Source organism: Bacillus sp. 37MA (genome assembly GCF_000372765.1).
Taxonomy (GTDB): domain Bacteria; phylum Bacillota; class Bacilli; order Bacillales; family Domibacillaceae; genus Domibacillus; species Domibacillus aminovorans.
In genome coordinates this window covers 2,866,695-2,886,995 of record NZ_KB889752.1, presented here as the reverse complement: position 1 = coordinate 2,886,995, position 20,301 = coordinate 2,866,695, and the positions used below count along the sequence as shown (strand labels likewise).

Here is a 20,301-nt window from a genome sequence, read left to right as displayed (position 1 = left end):
TATGAAAGATAATAAGCAGTTAAAGAAAGATACGATTAGTGGTCTATTATGGACTTTTACAGACTTCTTTTCTTCTAAAGGAATTGGATTTGTCATTCAGTTATTATTAGCTCGTCTCCTTTTACCTGAGCATTTTGGTCTGATAGGGATGATATTAATAGTAATAGCTATTTCACAATCGATTGTTGACAGTGGCATGCAAAATGCCTTAATTCGTGAGCAAGATTCAACACAGGCAGATTATTCTACGGTTTTTTATTTTAATTTAGTTATTTCTGTTGTACTTTACGGTGTTGTTTTTTTGATTGCACCTTTTGTAAGTGAGTTTTATGATGAATCAATCTTAACAGCGTTATTGCGAGTTTTGGGTATAGTTATTATAATCAATGCGTTTAGTATTGTACAAAGAACTATTCTAACAAAGAATATTAATTTTAAAACACAAACGCTTATTAATATTGTTTCCACAATTGTTTCTGGTGCTACTGCAGTAGGATTTGCTTTAGCTGGATTTGGAGTTTGGAGTCTAGTTGTTCTAAATGTAGTTGGGCAGCTCATACAGACAATGCTTTTAACATTGCATAATAGATGGAGGCCATCGTTAATCTTTAGCGTTTCATCATTTAAACGATTATTTGGTTTTGGATGGAAGTTGCTTGTATCAGGACTTATCGATACTACTTATAAAAATATATACAATGTTATCATTGGTAGGGCCTATGCGACTACAACATTGGGGTATTATACACAAGCTGTAATGTTAAGAGATGTGGCATCACAGTCAATCACATCAGCGGTTCAAAAAGTAACATATCCTGTATTAAGTAAAATGCAGCATGATGAAAAACAATTAAAACATGGCTACCGTATCATTATTAAAAATTCAGTTTTCATTACATTTCCTTTCATGATTGGTCTTGCAGCTATCGCAAAGACGTTAATTCCTTTGTTGTTTGGTGAAAAGTGGACAGGTACTGTACCTTACTTCCAAATTCTCTGTTTTGCGGGAATGCTTTATCCTTTGCAGGCCATTAACTTAAATATCCTCCAAGTCAAAGGTCGATCGGATTTGTTTTTGAAGTTGGAGATAATAAAAAAGGTAATTGGAATCGGTTTGATTGCAATTGCAATAGTACTTAAAACCGGGGTTATTGGCTTAGTATGGACTTTAGTTATTTCGTCAGTAATTAGTTATTTTATTAACTCGTTTTATTCAGGAAGATTATTAAATTATAGTACAAAAATCCAAATATTAGATATTTCTAAAACGTTTATTTCTGCTTCCATCATGGGTATATCGGTAGCAGTTCTTAGTTCACAATTAATAATGTTGAACAGTGTCTATTCATTGATATTACAAATACTGTTTAGTGGCATAGTATTTGTTGTAATGTCGATAATTTTAAAATCTAACGAATTAAATTACTTTATCAGAATGGTACGATCTTTAATAAAAACTAAAATTTAAAGTAGATATGATAGGGAAGCTATTGAAAGACAAAGGTGGTAGATATTTCAAATAGAAGAAAAGGGTGAAACAAGAATGGGAAATGGAAACTATTTAACACCAATTCATCAACTTAGCTATAATGATGGAAAAAATAACTATTATATGAAGCGCGAAGACTTGTTACCTTTTTCATTTGGGGGAAATAAGGTAAGAATTGCTCAAAAGTATTTTGAAGATATGGAGAGGAAGAAATGTGATTGTATTATTGCTTATGGCAATAGTAGATCCAACCTTTGCCGAGTAATTGCAAATATGAGTAAATTGAAAGGTATACCATGCTATGTAATTTCTCCAGCAGATGATTCTGGAGAGCGATATGAGACCAATAATAGTATTATTGTCAAAAAAACAGGGGCGAAAATTATCCCATGTCTTAAAACTAATGTATCTCAAACAGTTGCAAGCGTCATTGAAGAATGCAAAAGTAAAGGACTAAATCCGTACTACATTTATGGGGATATGAATGGGAAAGGCAATGAAAAGATTGCTGTTCAAGCTTATGCTGAAGTATTTAAAGAAATAAAAAAACAAGAGAAAGATTTAAATTTGTTTTTTGATTATATTTTTCTTGCCTGTGGTACAGGAACTACATTAGCTGGGCTAATATGTGGTAGTTTGAGTTATAGTAATGAGTGTGAGATTATTGGTATCTCTATTGCGAGAGATAAGGAGCATTCTTTGAGAGTGGTCACTGAATATGTTGAGAAATATATGGAAATGAGTACAAATGAGTGGGGAAAAATTATTAAGGTTGTAGATGATTGGCAATCAGGTGGATATGGACAATATAATAATAGCATTGTTCAAAGTATAGAGGATGTACTATTAAATGATGGAATTCCGCTTGATACAACATATACAGGTAAAGCATTTTGGGGAATGAAAGAGTACATTCATAAACATGATATTACAGATGCCAATATTCTTTTTATACATACTGGCGGTTTACCATTATTTTTTGACAATCTAAAATCTTTGTTAGGAGTGAAAAAATGAATATTCTTCTTACTTCAGTAGGTAGACGTAGTTATTTGGTGAATTATTTCAAAGAAGTTTTGGGTGAAACGGGCTCAGTGCATGTTGCCAATAGTTCAAATCTTACACCAGCATTTGTTGTCGCCAATCATAGTGTAGTAACTCCATTAATTTATGACGATAACTACATTTCATTTTTGCTTAAATATTGCAAAGACAATCAGATAGATGCTTTAATTCCACTCTTTGATGTAGATCTTCCTGTCTTAGCTAAAAATAGAAGTGCTTTTGAAGAAGTTGGTACAAAGCTTATTGTTTCTTCAGAAACAGTAATTAATATTTGTAATGATAAAATGGCAACTTTTAAATTTTTAAAGGAAAATGGATTTAATACACCCAAAACATTTAGTACGTATGAAGAAGTTCTTCAAGCAATTGATCGAGAGGAAATTAATTATCCCTTAATTATTAAGCCGCGTTGGGGGATGGGGTCAATTGGTATATATGAAGCGGAGAATGAGGAAGAGTTAGGGATTTTCCTTAAAAAAGCTAAAAGAGAAATTCTTAAGTCCTATTTAAAATATGAAAGTGAAGTTAACATTCAAGAGAGTATTCTTATTCAAGAAAAATTAGAAGGACAAGAGTATGGTCTCGATGTAATTAATGACTTGAACTCAGAATATATGAATACAATCGTTAAGAAAAAATTTGCGATGAGATCTGGAGAAACGGATTGTGCGGAAGTTTTAGATGATTCCATTTTAAAGAAATTAGGTTCAGAAATCAGTCGAAAATTAAAACATATTGTAAATTTAGATGTTGATGTTTTTTTAGTAGATGGATTTCCTTATATACTTGAGATGAATGCTAGATTTGGTGGGGGCTACCCATTTAGTCATCAAGCAGATGTAAATCTTCCATTAGCTATTACTGAGTGGTTAAAAGGTGAAGAAGTTGACAGGGCAGTACTTACTGAGCAAGCGAACATTATTTCACATAAGGACATAAATATGGTCAAGCTACCTATTTACAGAAAAGAATCAAACGCTAAAATAAAAAAAATCAAAAGTAATGATGAGATTATTCAAGTACTCAACTCATTTGATAATGTATTCAAGCCAACTATTTCAAGTAGAATTCCAGAATTAAATCAGTATTCAAAGAAACTTCTTGAACATGGAGAGGTATATACTATAAATGATGAAAAAAATCAAATTCAAGGATTTGCAGCTTTTTACGCCAATGATCATGAATCGAAAGTGGCCTATTTAATTTTTATTGCAGTAAATCCTAATGTTCAAAATAAATATTATGGAAAAGAGCTATTAGATTTATGTATTAATGTTTCTAAAGATAAAGGTATGGAGTTTTTGAAACTCGAAGTTCAAAAAGAGAATCATAGAGCTATCTCTTTTTACAATAGAAACGGATTTTCTTATATAGGAAATGCATCTTCCCATGCTAACTATATGCAAAGGGAGCTAATATAAATGATAGAAAAACAGAATTTAATTCAAGTCACTCAATCATCTATGCCAGAATTTAATGAATATGTTAATGAAATAAGAGATTTATGGGATAGTCGTTGGTTGACTAATATGGGAGTAAAGCATAATAAATTACAAGAGGAGCTAGCTCAATATTTAAATACGCCGAATGTTTCTCTTTTCTCTAATGGTCATCTGGCTTTAGAGAATGTGATAGGCGCTTTAAATTTAACTGGGGAAGTAATTACAACTCCCTTTACGTTTGCTTCTACAACACATGCGATTGTAAGAAACGGTTTAACACCAGTATTTTGTGATATTAATTCTGAAGATTATACGATTCAAACTGACATATTGGAGAGTTTAATAACAGAGAAAACTTCTGCTATTATTCCTGTCCATGTTTATGGGAATGTATGTAATGTGGTTGAAATTGCTAAAATTGCAAAGAAATATAATCTGAGAGTAATTTATGATGCTGCACATGCATTTGGCGTTACTATTGATGGTGTAGGGGTTGCAAACTTTGGGGATGCTTCGATGTTCAGTTTCCATGCAACAAAAGTATTTAATACTATTGAAGGTGGAGCCGTAACGTTCAGCGATTCTATCTTAAAAGAATTATTAAATGTTTATAAAAATTTTGGTATTACAGGGCAAGAATCTGTTGAGTATATTGCTGGAAATGCAAAAATGAATGAGTTTCAAGCAGCTATGGGTCTTTGTAATCTTCGACATGTAGATGAAGAGATAAACAAAAGAAAGAAAGTAGTAGAAAGATACATTGAACAGCTTAGTGGTATTAAAGAAATTAAACTTTGGGAGCCTCAAAAGAGTGTGAAAAGTAATTATGCTTACTTCCCAGTTGTTTTTGATAACTATAAATTTTCCAGGGATGAAGTGTTAGAGGATTTAAAGCAACACAATATTTTTGCAAGAAAGTATTTTTATCCTCTAACGAGTAGTTTTGAGTGTTATCAAGATCGGTTTACAATTCAAGAGACGCCTGTTGCAGCATACATAGCAGATAGCGTGTTAACTTTACCTCTTTATGCAGATTTAGCTCTGGAGGATGTAGATAAAATTTGTGAAATTATAAAAGGATAAGAGGTGGATATCATATGAAAGGTATTATTTTAGCTGGAGGTTCAGGCACAAGACTTTATCCATTGACCAAAGCTGTATCGAAACAAATGCTTCCAATATATGATAAGCCGATGATTTATTATCCATTATCGGTCTTAATGCTTGCAGGTATTAAAGAAATTTTAATTATCTCGACACCAAGAGACATTGTCGGTTTTAAGGAATTATTAGGAAACGGTAGCAATCTAGGTATGAAGTTCGAGTATATTGTTCAAGAGCAGCCAAACGGCTTAGCAGAAGCATTTATCCTTGGTGAAGAATTTATAGGTAATTCATCAGTAGCTTTAGTACTGGGAGATAATATCTTTTATGGGTCCAATTTCGGTAATACATTACAAAAAGCAGCTTCATTAAAAAGTGGCGGTATAATTTTCGGGTGTTATGTGAAAGATCCAAGAGCGTATGGCGTAGTTGAAGTAGACGAGGACCGAAATGTGATTTCAATTGAAGAAAAGCCAGCGAATCCGAAATCTTCTCTTGCGGTGCCTGGCTTGTATTTCTTTGACAATCATGTCGTTGAAATCGCAAGAAATGTGCAACCATCTGCACGTGGTGAAAAGGAAATTACATCAGTCATTGATCATTACTTGAAAGCAGGCAAGCTAAAAGTATCAATTCAAGGGCGAGGTCTTGCTTGGTTGGATACAGGGACTCATGAGTCTTTGCTTGATGCTTCAAATTTCGTTGAAGCAATTCAAAAAAGACAAGGGTTATATATAGCATGTATTGAGGAAATTGCCTTTAGAAGAGGCTATATTTCTCAAGAACAGATATTAGGTCTTGCTCAACCTCTAATGAAAACGGAGTACGGTAAATACTTAATGGAAATTGCTCTTCAACCACAAGACAAAGTATTAACAACTGTAAAGTAGTTATTGGTTGTTATTGAATACTTTAATGAGAGGTGAAATAGATGAGAAGAAAGAAAGTACTTGTTACTGGTGGTGCCGGCTTTATTGGTGGTAACTTTGTACAGTATATGGTTAATAAATATCCTCACTATGATATTTATAACTTAGATTTATTAACTTATGCTGGTGATTTAACTAAACATCGTGATATTGAAACAAAGGATAATTATCATTTTGTAAAAGCAGATATTGCAGATCGTGAGGCAATAATTCCTCTTTTTGAGAAAGAGGAATTTGATATTGTTGTCCATTTTGCTGCAGAAAGTCATGTTGATCGTTCTATTACAGATCCTGGAGTATTTGTCCATACGAATGTGCTAGGAACACAGGTGTTATTAGATGCAGCAAAACAAGTAGGTATTACTAAATTCGTTCATGTATCAACAGATGAGGTATATGGAGAACTGGATTTTGACCCAACAACATTTTTTACAGAAAAAACACCAGTGCAACCCAATAGCCCATATAGTGCAAGTAAAGCATCATCTGATTTATTAGTCCGTGCATATCACGAAACATACGACCTACCTATTAATATCACTCGCTGCTCAAATAACTATGGACCATATCACTTTCCTGAAAAGTTAATACCTTTAACTATTTCACGTGTCTTAAATGACCAAAAGGTTCCTGTTTATGGTGATGGTAAAAACATTCGTGACTGGTTACATGTTATTGATCATTGTGCTGCTATTGATTTAGTGTTACGCGAAGGTGTAAATGGTGAAGTATATAACATAGGTGGACATAATGAGCGAACTAATTTAGAAGTCGTTAAAACGATTATTAAAACACTAGGGAAATCAGAAAACTTAATTGAGTTTGTAAAAGATCGCCTAGGACATGATAAACGGTATGCAATTGATCCAACTAAATTAGAACGATTAGGATGGAAACCAACTTATACGTTTGAGACTGGAATTGCTCATACCATTCAGTGGTATTTAGATAACCAGGAATGGTGGGAACAAATTTTAAGCGGTGAGTACCAAACCTATTTTGAAAGACAGTATTCTTTGTAACAATGCGCCAAGATGCTTGGTGATTTGAGAAGAATTATAAAGATTAAAAGGAAATATAAATGTACAAAACCCTTTCCTGTACCGCCGTTATTTTTTTGATGGCATTAATCTTCTATCTATCATACCAATCAGCCACAACGTCTAATGAGCTGAGTAAAGGAATAACTGAAATTATAGTTGAAAAAGTAGAAAAAATTGACCCTAATACGACGGAGTTTGATATAAGAAGCTTGAATCACATCATCATAAAAAATATCCTCTTCTTAGTTTATTTAGTACTTGGGGTGAAAGTTTTAAATGATCTAAGGAGAAGTGGGATTTATGGATATCGGCGTATGGGAATGGCTTTACTGATGTGTCTTCTATATGAAATATCAGGTGAAGTACATCAGCTATTTGTTCCCGGCAGAGGTCCGGGAGTGAAAGATGTGTTCATAGATAGTACCGGTGCGATTGGAGTTGGTATAGTTTCGTGGACACTCTTTAGTTAACTCTAAGAGAGGACGTGTCCGGAATGGCACCGAAAAACACGCGTAAATATAACGACGATTTTAAGAAAATGGTGGTTGGATTTTATCATTATCAAACTGGTAGCTCGGTGAGTAAGCTAAGCAGAGAATTTGGTATTTCTGAAGTAAATTGGATTAAGCTTCATTCCCCAATTGAAAGTGCAGAAGAGTTAACGGCAGCGGAAGTGGTTGCGATCTAAAAGGAGAATCATCGTCTTAAACAGGAGATTGAAATTTTAAAAAGGTTATAAGCATATTTGCGCAAAAGTGAGAGAACAAGAGCTCATTGATCATATTGAAAAAGAAAGCGGACATCTTGCAGTTCAGTTGATGTGTAGTGTTTTAAAAGTGCCCGAAAGTATGTATTACTAGTTTTTCCACAAAAAAACGAGTGTTTAGTATATGAAATGCAAAACCAGGAACCGACAGAACGCATTTGTGCTATTCACAAAAAAAGTGAAGGGGGGGTTATAAAGTGTGCCAAGAACTCACATTCTCTTACTTCAAGAAGACTTTGAAGTGAGCATCAAACGGGTGTCACTGTCTCACAAAAAATACCGTCCGACGCCAACGCAGAGGCCGGCGGAAGAACGTGACAATGTATTAGAACAAGATTTTCTTTCAAAAATAATTATCAATTTGCCCGCAAAATGACGATGGATCTTGTTCTGAAAGCGATAGGAAATCAAACGCCGTACAGCGTAAAATCCATCGCCCGGCCTCATCATACACTCAGATTTAGGTAAGCAGTATACGAGTGAGGTTTTCAAAGAACATCTAAATGATTCCTTCAGTCACAGAGGCTGTACCCATATGATAACGCATGTATTGGAATCTTTTCATGCTTTTTTAAAGAAGGAAGAAGTCCATCGCGACACCTATTTAAATTTCTAATTTAACAAACACAACACAACTGTTTTATTATAGGGACTTAATTAAAGTGTGTAGTATTTTGAACATGAAACTCACGATTTAAGTTTGGAGGAGCATTATTTTGAATGCAATTAAGTTTTATAGAATAGCTAGATTTTTATATGAAAAAAAAATACCTTTCTTACCTAAAATTATTAAGGCAATAATATTTCTTTTATTTAACTCCGTAGTTCCTTACTCAACAAAAATAGGGAAAGACTCTAAGTTTGCTTACGGTGGTATAGGTGTAGTTTTGCATGGGAGAGCAATTATCGGGGAAAAAGTGATCATTGGACAGGGTGTCACTATTGGAAGAAAGTTAGATCCTGCAGGCGTTCCTGTTATTGGAGATAATGTATATATATCAACAGGGTCAAAAGTTTTAGGTGATATAAAAGTTGGAAATAATGTCATTATAGGTGCAAATTCAGTTGTTGTAAAGGATGTTCCTGATAATAGTATTGTGGCAGGAGTTCCGGCAAAATTAGTAAAGACTATAGATGAAGATATCTATTCACTTTTAAAAAATATATATTAAATTTATTCCAAGGGTGTGCCACATGCAAAAAAAGAGAGTGATGTTTTACCAACCATATATTGCCAATTGGAGGGCGGACTTCCTAGAAAGACTTATGGATCATTACAATAATGTTTATGAATTTCAAATAGTAAGCGGAGGTTTTAAGAACAAAAAAATTAAAAAGATTGGGAACTATTCACAAATTAAATTTACATACAAAAATTTAATATCTCCATCATTTGTCTTAACAATAAGAAATCAAGTCTATCCGATTTACTTTTCACCTACTTTATTAATAGAATTATTCCGAGAAAAACCTGATGTTATAATAACAGAAGGAGAAATAAATATTCTGAATAATATTCAAATATATATTTATTCGAAAATTCGGAATAAAAACTATATTTGGTGGAGCCTTGGAAAAGTTAGAGGTAGAAAAAAAGTATTTTTGAATAAAATAGGAGATTCGATTAATGATTTTCTTATAAAAAATTCTAAAGTCGTTTTAGCGAGAAATAATTATGCTAAAAATTATTATCTAGAAAAAGGGATAGCGTCTAAAACGAAGATCATTGTTGCTCCAAATAGTATAAATGACTTCAAAGTAAATAAAGAGATCGAGCAGTACCTTGAAATTAAAGATGAAAAAACACCAACCTTAAAAGATTTCTATAATGCTGATTATATATTACTGTTTGTGGGAGCGCTCGAAAAAACTAAAAGATTGGAAGATCTTATTGAAGTAGTATCAATGTTCAAAAAAGACAATGAACTGCAAAATGTGAAAGCTGTTATTGTTGGAAAAGGCGATGAAGAGAATAATATAGCTCAGTTAATAAAGGATAAAAAATTAGAATCTGATGTTTTTTTAGCCGGAGCTGTATACGATGGTATTTCAAAGTACTTCATTGAAAGTGATTTGGTGATTTTGCCTGGGATGGGTGGCTTAGTTATTCAACATGCGGCTTTACATTCAAAACCTATTATTACAAGAATGGCTGATGGGACAGAATTAGATTTAATACATGAAGAGAAAAATGGTTATGTGCTTCAAAATTATGATAATAACGAATTAGCTGAAAAGGTCAAATTGATCTTAACCAATAAAGAGTTAATGGAAGAGATGGGACAGTATTCACTAAAACTGGTTGAAGAAACGTGGAATATGGAATTAATGATAAAAAGAGTAGTAGAAGCAATTGAAAAATAATTAATTTGGTTGTGATAATTATGAAAGCTTCTTTGGAAATTATGAAAAATATGGGTCCCAAATGGACAGTATTTAGAATTAAATATGAAATTGAGAAAAAGCTGGGGTTGCTGCAAAAGCAGTTCCCGGCTTTTTCTTATGAAGCGTTTGATTTGAATAAGCATATTGTTGAAACGAAAAAGCTGCCCCAATTAATTGAAGAGTCAAGTGAACGTTACTTTTTCTCTGGGTTGTCTGATCATTATTCCGAGTTGAAAGATACTTTTCAAATTGAAAAAGTGGTAGCGGAAGCAAATAATATTTGTGATCAGACATTCCGTTATTTCAGCAAACATTCTTTTTCATTTGATCAAATCAACTGGCAGTATAATCCGGATATCAATAAGTCAGCTCCAGCGGATGTTCATTGGGCAGGCATTGCGGACTTAGGCAGCGAATTTGGTGATATTAAGTGGATATGGGAACTGTCACGTTTTTCATTCGTTTATCCGCTAGTCAGAGCGTATGCAGTTACTAAAGATGATAAGTATGTGGATGCTTTCTGGAGTTATTTTGAAGACTTTATTGAATATAACCAACCTGAACTTGGTCCGAATTATAAATGTGGGCAAGAAATGTCGCTTAGATTAATGGCTTGGACGTTTGGATTGTTTGCTTTTCGTAATCATCCAGCAAGCACAGATATCCGACTTGAATCAATGATGAAAGCTATTTATCATCATGCGGATCATGTCGAGAAGCATTTTGATTTTGCGCTTAAATCTGTTAAAAACAATCATTCGATTTCTGAAGCAGCCGGTATGTATACAGCAGGGATTCTTTTTCCTTTCTTTGATAAAGCAGAGAAGTGGCGGAAGAAAGGAAAGAAATATGTGAGATCAGAAGCGATGTGGCAAATATACGAAGATGGATCATACATTCAGCACTCGATGAATTATCAGCGTCTTGCTATTCAAGATTTAACATGGACTGTGCGCCTTTCTCAAATAAACAATGATTCATTCGACAGTAAATTTTTAAAGAGATTCGGTCAGACAGTTTTATTTATGTATCAACATCAGGATCTTACGACAGGAAGACTGCCGAATTATGGCATGAATGACGGTGCATATATTCATCCGCTGACAACATGTGAATATTTGGATCACCGTCCAGCACTTCAAGCGGCCTGGTATACTTTGCATCAGGAGTTTTTATATGGTGATGAAACAGTGAATGAGATTGTCTTCTGGCTGTCAGGTGAAAAGGCACTTCTATCTAGAACAGCTCACGTTGAACAAAAATCGCAAGCTTTTCCTTACGGTGGTTATTGCACATTGCGTACAGAAGATTCATTTGGAATGATCCGGTGTGCAACATATAAGCATCGTCCTGCTCAAGCGGACATGCTTCATTTTGACTTGTGGCATAAAGGACAAAATATTTTAGCAGATGCAGGTACGTTTTCTTATAATACAGATCAGGATCATATTCTTTACTTCAATGGTACGGCTTCTCATAACACGGTCATGGTGAGTGAGCAAGATCAAATGAAAAAAGCATCACGGTTTATTTGGCTGAACTGGACAAAATCAAAAACGTTGCGTGCTGAAAAACATGATGACATTCAAGTTTTTGAAGGTGAACATTACGGATATGGTGCTGTTACACATAGGCGGGGAATTATTCAGAGCGGCGATCAGTGGGTGATTGTAGATGATATCTTTGGTGATGTGAAAGAAGATAAAATTTCACTAAGCTGGCTATTCGGTGTTCAAAATGTTCAGCAGTTTCAAGAGAATGAATGGTCAATTGAGTTAAAAGACAATGAACATTGGACATTAAAAACGTATTCTAGTGAACTTATTTCTTCACAATTGTATAAAGGAGCGGAACAGCCTTTGAAAGGATGGCGCTCACTTTATTACGGTCATAAAGAAGCTTTTCCACAGGCTGTCATGAGCAGCAGGGGAGATCAGCCAATGCGCTTTATTACAATCATTGGTCCATCAGATGAGCGTCATGAAGTATCGATGAAAGATGGTGAAGTCTTTTTAAGTAATAAAGTCATCTCGTTAAATGGTATTGGGAAGGCTACGATTTTCAAATTGAACTAAAGGGATGTTATTCGTGAAAATATTAGTGTTGCATCAATATTTTTTAGGGAAAGATGATCCAGGTGGCTCACGCTTTAATCAATTCGTGAAGTATTGGGAAGAGATGGGACATGAGATTACAGTAGTAGCTGGCACGGTGCATTATGCAACGGGTCAAAAAGAAGATAAGTATAAAGGGAAATGGATCGTAAAAGAGCAATACTCTGATAAAACAACTTTGTATCGAACTTACGTGTCTGAAGCGTACAACAAATCGTTTCTCGGTCGTTTGTGGGGTTATTTCTCTTTTACTCTTTCTTCGCTCTCAGCCATTATATTCAAAGTGAAAAAACATGATGTAATGATTGTGACCTCGCCGCCGCTATTTGTAGGGATTACAGGTATTCTGGCAAAGTTCTTTAAAAGAATGCCAATGGTGTTTGAAATAAGAGACTTGTGGCCGGAATCTGCTATTGACACAGGTGTGTTGACGAATAAGTTGATTATTAACATTGCGTATCTAGTTGAAAGGCTTTCCTACAAGTATGCAGATAAGATCAATGTTTTAACACCCGCTTTTAAACAGGCATTGATTGAGAAAAAAGACATTGATGAGAAAAAGATTATCTTTATTCCAAACGGAGCGGATCTGGATATCTTTCAGCCAGGACCTAGAGACAACTGGGTACGGGATCAATATGGTTTGAAGGATAAGTTTGTGATCACGTATATGGGTGCTCATGGAGTAGCTAACCATCTTGATTCACTTATTGATGTGGCAAAAGAGTGTCAGGACTATGAAGATATTGTCTTTATGCTAATTGGTGATGGTATGCAGAAAAAGGGACTTGTTGAACGCGTAACACAAGAAGGACTGAAAAACGTCCTTTTTGTTGATTCGCAGCCGAAACAAAAGATTCCGGACTTTTGCAATGCATCGGACATATGTACAGCCGTACTGAAGAAGGTAGATACATTTAAGACAGTATATCCAAACAAAGTGTTTGACTATATGTCGTGTGCAAAGCCTATTTTGCTAGGGATTGATGGAGTAGCTAGAGAACTTGTGGAAGAAAGCGGCAGTGGTTATTATGTGGACCCGGAAAATCCTGTGGAGTTTAAAGAGAAAATCTTGGCGTTGTATCATGATAACCAATTGCAAAAACAGCTTGGTGAAAACGGCCTTAAATTCGTTCGAGAGAATTTCAGCCGGGAAAGTTTAGCCGAAAAATATCTTAAAGAAATTAAATTAATAGGAGGCGTTTCAAGATGAATAAAAAACTTTGTGTAGTAGGATTAGGTTATATTGGGTTACCAACAGCAGCAATGTTCGCAAAAGCAGGTTGGAATGTGACCGGTGTCGATGTCAATTCAATCGCGGTAGAGAAATTGAATAAAGGCGAGATCCATATTGAAGAAGTAGGTCTTGGTGAACTAGTGAAAGCAGGCGTTGAAGCAGGGCGATTGAAAGCGAAGTTAACACCTGTTGAAGCAGACTGCTTTATCATTGCTGTACCGACACCGCATCGTGCAGATCATACAGCGGATTTAACGTATGTGGAGTCCGCAACAAAAGCCATTATCCCGTTTTTAAAAGAAGGAAATACGGTGATTGTTGAGTCCACCATTCCACCGCGTACCATTGATGACGTGGTTGCACCTTTATTAGTGGAAGCAGGATGGATTCCTGGTGAAGATATTTATCTTGCTCATTGTCCGGAGCGTGTATTGCCGGGACGCATTTTAATTGAACTTGTTGAAAATACGAGAATCGTTGGCGGGATTAACGAAATCTCTGCACAAAAAGCAGCTGATGTTTACCGTAGCTTTGTGACAGGAGATATCCTTATTACACGAGCAGTCAGTGCGGAAATGTCAAAATTGATGGAGAATACGTATCGTGATGTCAATATTGCATTGGCAAATGAGTTAGTGAAAATTTCAGAGCAGCTTGATGTTGATGCACTGGAAGTCATTCAGCTAGCGAACCATCACCCACGTGTAAATCTACATCAACCGGGACCTGGAGTTGGCGGACATTGCTTAGCGGTTGACCCATATTTCATTATTGAAAAAGCGCCTGAACAATCTGTTTTAATTTCAAATTCACGTAAAATCAACAACTCTATGCCAGAGTTTGTTGTTAGTCAAGTAAGAAAGATGCTTCCAGACACAAATTCTAAAATCGCCGTTTTTGGATTAACGTACAAAGGAAATATTGACGATGTGCGTGAAAGTCCCGCAATGGACGTGTTGAGCTTACTGCAAGAAGAAGGTTATAAGTTAGGTATTCATGATCCTCATGTGGAGCAAGAACGAGTTAATTTTCACCTGTCTTCATTTGAGGAAGCGGTACAGGACGCTGAGTGCCTGCTAGTGTTAACAGACCATAATGAGTTTAAACAGTTGGATGAGGAAACGATTCTAGCAAAAATGAAGAACACTGTCGTTTTTGATACAAAGAATTGTGTGTCTATACAAGATGAAAATATCTCTTATTATAATTTTGGTAACTTGTCTGAAACGAAATATACTGTTCAAGAAGTTTAATGGATGAAGGTGTTCGACATTAAAAGATTATTTGATTTCATATGTTCTTTAATCGGCATTGTTTTATTGTCCCCGGTTATCATAGTGACAGCTCTATTGATTCGACTAAAATTAGGTTCACCAATCGTCTTTAAACAACAACGTCCGGGCTTACACAGTAAGCCCTTTTTTGTATATAAATTCCGGACGATGACAGATGAGCGAGATGAAAATGGGGAAATGCTTCCCGATTCGATTCGGCTGACATCATTTGGTCAACTACTTCGTAAATTGAGTTTAGATGAGCTGCCTCAGTTGTTTAATGTATTGAAAGGTGATATTAGTCTTGTTGGTCCACGGCCGCTTTTGATGGAATATTTGGAGCTTTACACACCTGAACAAGCTCGCCGTCATGAGGTACGTCCGGGTATTACAGGCTGGGCACAGGTGAACGGCCGTAATGCGATATCGTGGGAAGATAAGTTTAAGTTGGATGTGTGGTATGTCGATAACCGATCTTTCTGGCTAGATATTAAAATTTTGTTTATGACGATACAGAAGGTGTTTAAGTCTGAAGGGATTAGTCAGGCAGGACATGTAACAATCGAGAAGTTTGCCGGTCCGAAAGGCGCTGATAACGAGTGAAACCGATTGTTGTGATTGGTGAAGGCGGCCATAGTAAAGTGATACAGGATATTATTGCGGCAGAAGGACTTTATCAGGTGATCGCGATACTGGATGATAAATATAATGACTTGTTTGAAATAGATCGAGTTGTAATTGGTCCGATATCTTATGCAGAAAAGCTGATTGCAGAAACGAATGCTGTTTTTGTGATAGCAATAGGGAATAATCGAGTCCGTGAAAAAATTGCTAGATCGTTGTTTGAAGCGGGTGCTGTGTTTAAGGCAGTCGTTCATCCATTTTCATCGGTTAGTCCTTCTGCACGTATTGGTGCAGGAACTGTTGTAATGGCAGGTAGTGTGATTAATGCAGATGCGGTGATTGGGGAGCATGCGATTATTAATTCTGGTGCTGTTGTGGAGCATGATAATCAAATTGGCGATTTCGCACATGTTTCGCCAGGTGCTGTGTTGACGGGGAATGTGTTTGTTGGTACCGGTGCTCATATTGGTGCAGGCGCGACAGTAATCCCAGGAAAGACACTTGGCGATTGGTCAGTTGTTGGTGCTGGGACAGTGGTAATTAATGATATCTCAAATGATGTAACGGTTATTGGTGTGCCAGCGAAAGTAATGAAACAATAATATATAGAGGAGTGATCGTATGTCTCAACAACCAAGAATTTATTTGTCTTCTCCACATATGAGCGGGAAAGAGCAAAGTTATATTAATGATGCATTTGAAACAAATTGGATTGCGCCGCTTGGTCCGAATGTGGATGGATTTGAGCGTGAGATTGCAGAGTATACGGGTGTTGCAGATGCGGCCGCGGTGAGTTCGGGAACAGCAGCGATTCATCTGGCGCTTCGATTGTTAGACGTACAGGCGGGCGATACAGTATTTTGTTCAAGCTTAACGTTTGTAGCGAGTGCGAATCCGATTGTTTATGAGGGTGCTGTACCAGTTTTTATCGATTCAGAACCTGAGACGTGGAATATGTCCCCAGACGCTTTAGAGCGAGCTTTACAAGATGCTAAAGTGTTGCCGAAAGCAGTTATCGTGGTAAACTTGTATGGACAGAGTGCGAAGATGGATGAGATTATGTCGATATGTGATCGTTACGGTGTGCCGGTCATTGAAGATGCCGCGGAATCGCTTGGTGCGGAGTATAAAGGCAAGAAAAGTGGTTCGTTCGGGAAGTTTAATGTATTTTCGTTTAACGGAAATAAAATTATTACAACGTCGGGCGGCGGAATGCTTGTTTCGAATGACGAAGAAGCGTTGCGAAAGGCTCGTTTCTTAGCGACCCAGGCACGGGACCCAGCTCCGCATTATCAGCACAGCGAATTGGGTTACAATTACCGGATGAGCAATATTTTAGCGGGTGTTGGCCGTGCGCAGCTAGAAGTACTGGATGAGCGTGTGAATGCGCGACGTGCGGTGTTTAATCGGTATGTGGAAGCATTTGGTGAAGTAGATGGATTTGATTTTATGCCGGAGTTGAAAGGTTTTAAACATAACCGCTGGCTGACGACACTGACGATTGATCGGGAGAAGGTCGGATTTACGCCGATGGAGTTAATTGATGCATTGTCTGCCGAGAACATAGAAGCACGTCCTGTGTGGAAGCCGCTTCATTTGCAGCCGTTGTTTGAAGGGGCGAAGTATTATACCCATACGGAAGGAAACAGTGTGTCGGATACGTTGTTTGAAAATGGTGTGTGTCTTCCATCGGGATCGAATATGACGGTGAAGCAACAGGAACGAGTTATTTATTTTATTAGTAACATGTTAAAGACGAAATCATTGCAAGTTTAATATGGACTCAGTCGGTTGCGGCCGGCTGGGGTGTTTTTAGGTCAATTTACTTTAGCACGGTGATTTAATAAAATATAAAGATAATTATTAACGTAATAAAACATTTGAATTTTCAGAGGAGATTAAATGACATTATGAGATACCTTATGTAAACGGAGAGTATTACCATTTATAAATGATTCAGGGTATCGTTTTATAAGGGGGGGGCATTGTGGATAGAAGAAACTTCTTGATAAAATTGTTACTTTGGATATTAACTCTTATTTTTGGTCATAGAGCTATACATGCTGTGGAAATGGAAATGCAAGGTTCTGATTCGATCAAGATTAAAGATAAAGATGGAAGGTTGGTTTCTGAAAAAATTGAGATCTTAACTGAAGAGTTGGCCAAAACTGAAGTGGATTTATTACAAAGAGCAATTAATCCAAAGAGACCACCTTTCGGAGCAATCGGAGATGGTGTTACAGACGACACAATTGCAATGCAATCCGCTATTAATTCCATGTCAGAGGGTGATACATTCGAACTTCCACGAGGTGTATATAGGGTATCATCTATTAACATTTCAAACAAAAAAAATTGCACTTTTATTTTTAGAGGAATTATAAAAGCGCTAGATAATATTGATATAAGCGAGGTAGTTTCAATAGTCTCATCTGATGGTTCGACTTTCGAAGGTTTGACTATTGATGGTAACATTAGGAACGTTTTTGATCGACAGACTTATGGCGACCAACCAAACTTAACAATAGGTTTTGCACAGAAAGATATTACATTTAGAAACACAGTGTTAAAAAATAGTAATTATTGCGGTATTGTCATGAACGGAATGTGTGAAAACATCTATTTTGATAGATTAGTCTTCGATAATATAGGAGAACACGGTATATATATTTCCGGAGGGTCTAATAAAAATATTAATTTTAAAAAGGTGTCTGCAAAAAATCTAGCATCTAACAGCTACTTAAAATCTCAAGATAGTCACGAGTGTTACGTATTTAAAGTTAGGCATACTGCATACTCGACAAATGAAAATCTTGTATTCGAAGATGTTGAGTTGTTGCAGGATAATAATAGTGTTGTAGTGTGTGTGTTTGGTTTCCTTAATGTTAAAGGCATTTATGCAAAAAACATTACATGCTTAAATAACTCTCTTGCTATTTTTTCCGGTTACGTTGTTGAAGATATTTATTTTGAAAATATTAAAGCAAAGAGACTTCTCTATAACGTAACAGGAGGAATTATCAAAAATATAAATATTTCAGGGGGAATTATTGGTAAAAATACCGGTGTATATATTAATCATATTAACGCTTTTGACATAATAGAAAGTGTAGATTTTGTTAATTGTAGGCTTACCTTTAATAATATAAAAATTTACAAACCACACAATCATAGCGTTAAATTTATAAATTGTACAAACACAGGTATAAAAACCAACTTTTTCATGGATTTAGAATATCTGAATGAAGACGTAGTATTTCAGGGTTGCCGTTTTGAGAGTGACATAAGCGAACTTTCTGTGGAACAGGATTTATTTAGAATAGCTTTAGCCGAATACGATAATGAAACCACATTATCGTTTATAGACTCTATAATAAAATGCGAGAATTGGGACTATTCTATGAATATATACCAAGCGATTAAATTAAATATAATTAACTGTAATATTGATAAACGAATTAGAGCATTTAAAGATCCTATATCGCTAGTAAAAATCAGCAGCAGTGTTATACCAACTTCACCTAAATTTTTTAATAAAATCAGGCATTTTGATAAAATAAATGCCGAAAACCTGACAGATATCACTGGAAAATCTTTAAGTATGTTGAAAGGGGTAGCATCAATTAATGCAGGTCAAACTTCATCGGCCTATATATCTTTATCCAATCTTGCCATTAATCCTAAAGTCGAAGATATATCTGTAATGCCTTTGTCCCCAGTTAATGGATTTTACATCAAGCATGATTCAGTTAATAACCGGTTTTTAATAAGGTTGTTAACTGCAGAACCATCAGATGTATCTTTTTCATATCAAGTTAAAATTTAGCTGGAATAAAGTGTGACATAAGGGCTCTTTTATCGGAGCGTGGTTTTTATGCTTTCAAATGGGCCCCAGCCTTTTTTATGTTTTGAGATTGTTTAGCACGTATGGTAACTATCCACAATTATAAATATGTATTCTGTCTGACTCTATACATTCATTTAAAAAAGCAGTCATTTCGAAGCGTCAGTTCGTGATATAGAAGCAGGCACTGAAATGATCTAGCTGGCTGTGACCGGCTAAGGTGTTTTTAGATCAATTTGCTTTAGTACAGTGATTCGTTGAATTAAAGGTTACTTTACGTACGGGGCATTAAAGGAACGGTGGCGACAAAATGAAACGGATCAAACATGGAAGCATTTTAGTGACGCTGGCATGTATTTTCATGATTGCGGGAAGAGGCTTTTTAGTCGTTGATGAAGAGCCAAAGAAAGCGGATGTGATCATTGTGTTAAGTGGGGATACAGGCCGTCTGGAGCGAGCTGCTGCTTTGTATAAGGAAGGATATTCAGACTATGTCATGCTTTCAATTGCGAGTGAAGAGGGGCTGCGTGCACAGCAAGCCACTGAATTAGGGGTAGCGAATGCTGCGTTGCTTCTTGAGAAGAAGGCGACGAGTACGTATACGAATGCTGTTTATACGAAAGAATTGATGGCAACACATAGTTTGCGGTCGGCTATTGTTGTTTCCTCGGATTATCATATGCGACGAGTGAAGTTGATTTTTGACCGGGTGTATAAAGATAGCGGGATTGAGTTAACGTATGTGGCATCACAGAGAAATGATCAAATGTGGTACAAGGATAGAGCGAATGTCTGGCATACTTTCACTGAATTTGTGAAGATCCCAGCGTATGCTTTGAGATTATATAAGTTCGTTGATATTGAATAGGATTGGGTTAGGGATTTTACATAGGTTAAGAGAAGGTTTTTTTAAGAAAGGTCAAATGTGTTTTTCCCTCTGCCGGGTGGAAAACATATTTGTGGTGCTGCTATGATTATGATTCAA

19 protein-coding genes are annotated in these 20,301 nt (G+C 36.0%); all 19 read left to right on the top strand.

The features are described 5' to 3' along the window. Nucleotide 1: 1 nt before the first annotated feature. Nucleotides 2-1,468, top strand: a complete 1,467-nt coding sequence (locus tag A3M5_RS0115935) for a lipopolysaccharide biosynthesis protein (protein ID WP_018394782.1) — start codon at nt 2-4, stop codon at nt 1,466-1,468. A gap of 75 nt (nt 1,469-1,543) precedes the next feature. After that, nucleotides 1,544-2,506, top strand: coding sequence for a 1-aminocyclopropane-1-carboxylate deaminase/D-cysteine desulfhydrase (locus A3M5_RS0115930; RefSeq protein WP_018394781.1), 963 nt, complete (start codon nt 1,544-1,546; stop codon nt 2,504-2,506). Next, nucleotides 2,503-3,975, top strand: a complete 1,473-nt coding sequence (locus A3M5_RS23175) for a GNAT family N-acetyltransferase (protein ID WP_018394780.1) — start codon at nt 2,503-2,505, stop codon at nt 3,973-3,975. Before A3M5_RS0115930 ends, A3M5_RS23175 begins: the two co-directional genes overlap by 4 nt. Beyond that, complete coding sequence (locus A3M5_RS0115920) at nt 3,976-5,079, top strand: DegT/DnrJ/EryC1/StrS family aminotransferase (protein ID WP_018394779.1); 1,104 nt, start codon at nt 3,976-3,978, stop codon at nt 5,077-5,079. It begins immediately after the preceding gene. A 14-nt stretch (nt 5,080-5,093) separates the two neighbouring features. Beyond that, nucleotides 5,094-5,990: a glucose-1-phosphate thymidylyltransferase RfbA gene (rfbA, locus tag A3M5_RS0115915; RefSeq protein ID WP_018394778.1), complete on the top strand. Its 897-nt coding sequence runs from the start codon at nt 5,094-5,096 to the stop codon at nt 5,988-5,990. 41 nt (nt 5,991-6,031) lie between these two features. After that, entirely contained in the window at nt 6,032-7,051 is a 1,020-nt protein-coding gene (gene rfbB, locus A3M5_RS0115910) for a dTDP-glucose 4,6-dehydratase (protein ID WP_018394777.1), read from the top strand. A 59-nt stretch (nt 7,052-7,110) separates the two neighbouring features. Continuing rightward, nucleotides 7,111-7,542 (top strand): VanZ family protein, encoded by a 432-nt coding sequence (locus A3M5_RS0115905; protein WP_018394776.1) that lies wholly within the window; start codon nt 7,111-7,113, stop codon nt 7,540-7,542. A 23-nt stretch (nt 7,543-7,565) separates the two neighbouring features. Further along, a complete protein-coding gene (locus A3M5_RS23170) occupies nt 7,566-7,760 on the top strand; it encodes a hypothetical protein (RefSeq protein WP_018394775.1) in 195 nt (64 codons plus the stop codon). Nucleotides 7,761-8,037: 277 nt separating this feature from the next. Beyond that, complete coding sequence (locus A3M5_RS25525; protein WP_018394774.1) at nt 8,038-8,214, top strand: hypothetical protein; 177 nt, start codon at nt 8,038-8,040, stop codon at nt 8,212-8,214. Nucleotides 8,215-8,554: 340 nt separating this feature from the next. Beyond that, nucleotides 8,555-9,010, top strand: coding sequence for a serine O-acetyltransferase (locus A3M5_RS26490; protein WP_018394773.1), 456 nt, complete (start codon nt 8,555-8,557; stop codon nt 9,008-9,010). Between the two features lie 22 nt (nt 9,011-9,032). Beyond that, nucleotides 9,033-10,202 (top strand): glycosyltransferase family 4 protein, encoded by a 1,170-nt coding sequence (locus A3M5_RS0115885; protein WP_034298696.1) that lies wholly within the window; start codon nt 9,033-9,035, stop codon nt 10,200-10,202. Nucleotides 10,203-10,222: 20 nt separating this feature from the next. Then, nucleotides 10,223-12,298 (top strand): alginate lyase family protein, encoded by a 2,076-nt coding sequence (locus tag A3M5_RS0115880; protein WP_018394771.1) that lies wholly within the window; start codon nt 10,223-10,225, stop codon nt 12,296-12,298. Nucleotides 12,299-12,311: 13 nt separating this feature from the next. Then, nucleotides 12,312-13,550 (top strand): glycosyltransferase family 4 protein, encoded by a 1,239-nt coding sequence (locus A3M5_RS0115875; protein ID WP_018394770.1) that lies wholly within the window; start codon nt 12,312-12,314, stop codon nt 13,548-13,550. Further along, nucleotides 13,547-14,827, top strand: coding sequence for a nucleotide sugar dehydrogenase (locus tag A3M5_RS0115870; protein ID WP_018394769.1), 1,281 nt, complete (start codon nt 13,547-13,549; stop codon nt 14,825-14,827). The genes A3M5_RS0115875 and A3M5_RS0115870 overlap by 4 nt, the downstream gene beginning before the upstream one ends. Before the next feature lie 18 nt (nt 14,828-14,845). Further along, a complete protein-coding gene (locus A3M5_RS0115865) occupies nt 14,846-15,451 on the top strand; it encodes a sugar transferase (RefSeq protein ID WP_026221761.1) in 606 nt (201 codons plus the stop codon). Next, complete coding sequence (locus tag A3M5_RS0115860) at nt 15,448-16,074, top strand: acetyltransferase (RefSeq protein WP_018394767.1); 627 nt, start codon at nt 15,448-15,450, stop codon at nt 16,072-16,074. The genes A3M5_RS0115865 and A3M5_RS0115860 overlap by 4 nt, the downstream gene beginning before the upstream one ends. Nucleotides 16,075-16,093: 19 nt before the next feature. After that, nucleotides 16,094-17,248 (top strand): DegT/DnrJ/EryC1/StrS family aminotransferase, encoded by a 1,155-nt coding sequence (locus tag A3M5_RS0115855; protein WP_018394766.1) that lies wholly within the window; start codon nt 16,094-16,096, stop codon nt 17,246-17,248. A gap of 211 nt (nt 17,249-17,459) precedes the next feature. Next, nucleotides 17,460-19,298, top strand: coding sequence for a glycosyl hydrolase family 28-related protein (locus tag A3M5_RS0115850; protein WP_018394765.1), 1,839 nt, complete (start codon nt 17,460-17,462; stop codon nt 19,296-19,298). Between the two features lie 328 nt (nt 19,299-19,626). Continuing rightward, nucleotides 19,627-20,184 carry a YdcF family protein gene (locus A3M5_RS0115845; RefSeq protein WP_018394764.1) on the top strand — a complete coding sequence of 186 codons (558 nt, stop codon included), beginning with the start codon at nt 19,627-19,629 and terminating at the stop codon, nt 20,182-20,184. The last annotated feature ends 117 nt before the right edge of the window (nt 20,185-20,301 follow it).

What these genes read in the sequence shown, in the direction of transcription:
- A3M5_RS0115935 (WP_018394782.1), top strand. Translation starts at nt 2, where the DNA reads ATGAAAGATAATAAGCAGTTAAAGAAAGATACGATTAGTGGTCTATTA.
- A3M5_RS0115930 (WP_018394781.1), top strand. Translation starts at nt 1,544, where the DNA reads ATGGGAAATGGAAACTATTTAACACCAATTCATCAACTTAGCTATAAT.
- A3M5_RS23175 (WP_018394780.1), top strand. Translation starts at nt 2,503, where the DNA reads ATGAATATTCTTCTTACTTCAGTAGGTAGACGTAGTTATTTGGTGAAT.
- A3M5_RS0115920 (WP_018394779.1), top strand. Translation starts at nt 3,976, where the DNA reads ATGATAGAAAAACAGAATTTAATTCAAGTCACTCAATCATCTATGCCA.
- rfbA (WP_018394778.1), top strand. Translation starts at nt 5,094, where the DNA reads ATGAAAGGTATTATTTTAGCTGGAGGTTCAGGCACAAGACTTTATCCA.
- rfbB (WP_018394777.1), top strand. Translation starts at nt 6,032, where the DNA reads ATGAGAAGAAAGAAAGTACTTGTTACTGGTGGTGCCGGCTTTATTGGT.
- A3M5_RS0115905 (WP_018394776.1), top strand. Translation starts at nt 7,111, where the DNA reads ATGTACAAAACCCTTTCCTGTACCGCCGTTATTTTTTTGATGGCATTA.
- A3M5_RS23170 (WP_018394775.1), top strand. Translation starts at nt 7,566, where the DNA reads ATGGCACCGAAAAACACGCGTAAATATAACGACGATTTTAAGAAAATG.
- A3M5_RS0115885 (WP_034298696.1), top strand. Translation starts at nt 9,033, where the DNA reads ATGCAAAAAAAGAGAGTGATGTTTTACCAACCATATATTGCCAATTGG.
- A3M5_RS0115880 (WP_018394771.1), top strand. Translation starts at nt 10,223, where the DNA reads ATGAAAGCTTCTTTGGAAATTATGAAAAATATGGGTCCCAAATGGACA.
- A3M5_RS0115870 (WP_018394769.1), top strand. Translation starts at nt 13,547, where the DNA reads ATGAATAAAAAACTTTGTGTAGTAGGATTAGGTTATATTGGGTTACCA.
- A3M5_RS0115855 (WP_018394766.1), top strand. Translation starts at nt 16,094, where the DNA reads ATGTCTCAACAACCAAGAATTTATTTGTCTTCTCCACATATGAGCGGG.
- A3M5_RS0115845 (WP_018394764.1), top strand. Translation starts at nt 19,627, where the DNA reads ATGAAACGGATCAAACATGGAAGCATTTTAGTGACGCTGGCATGTATT.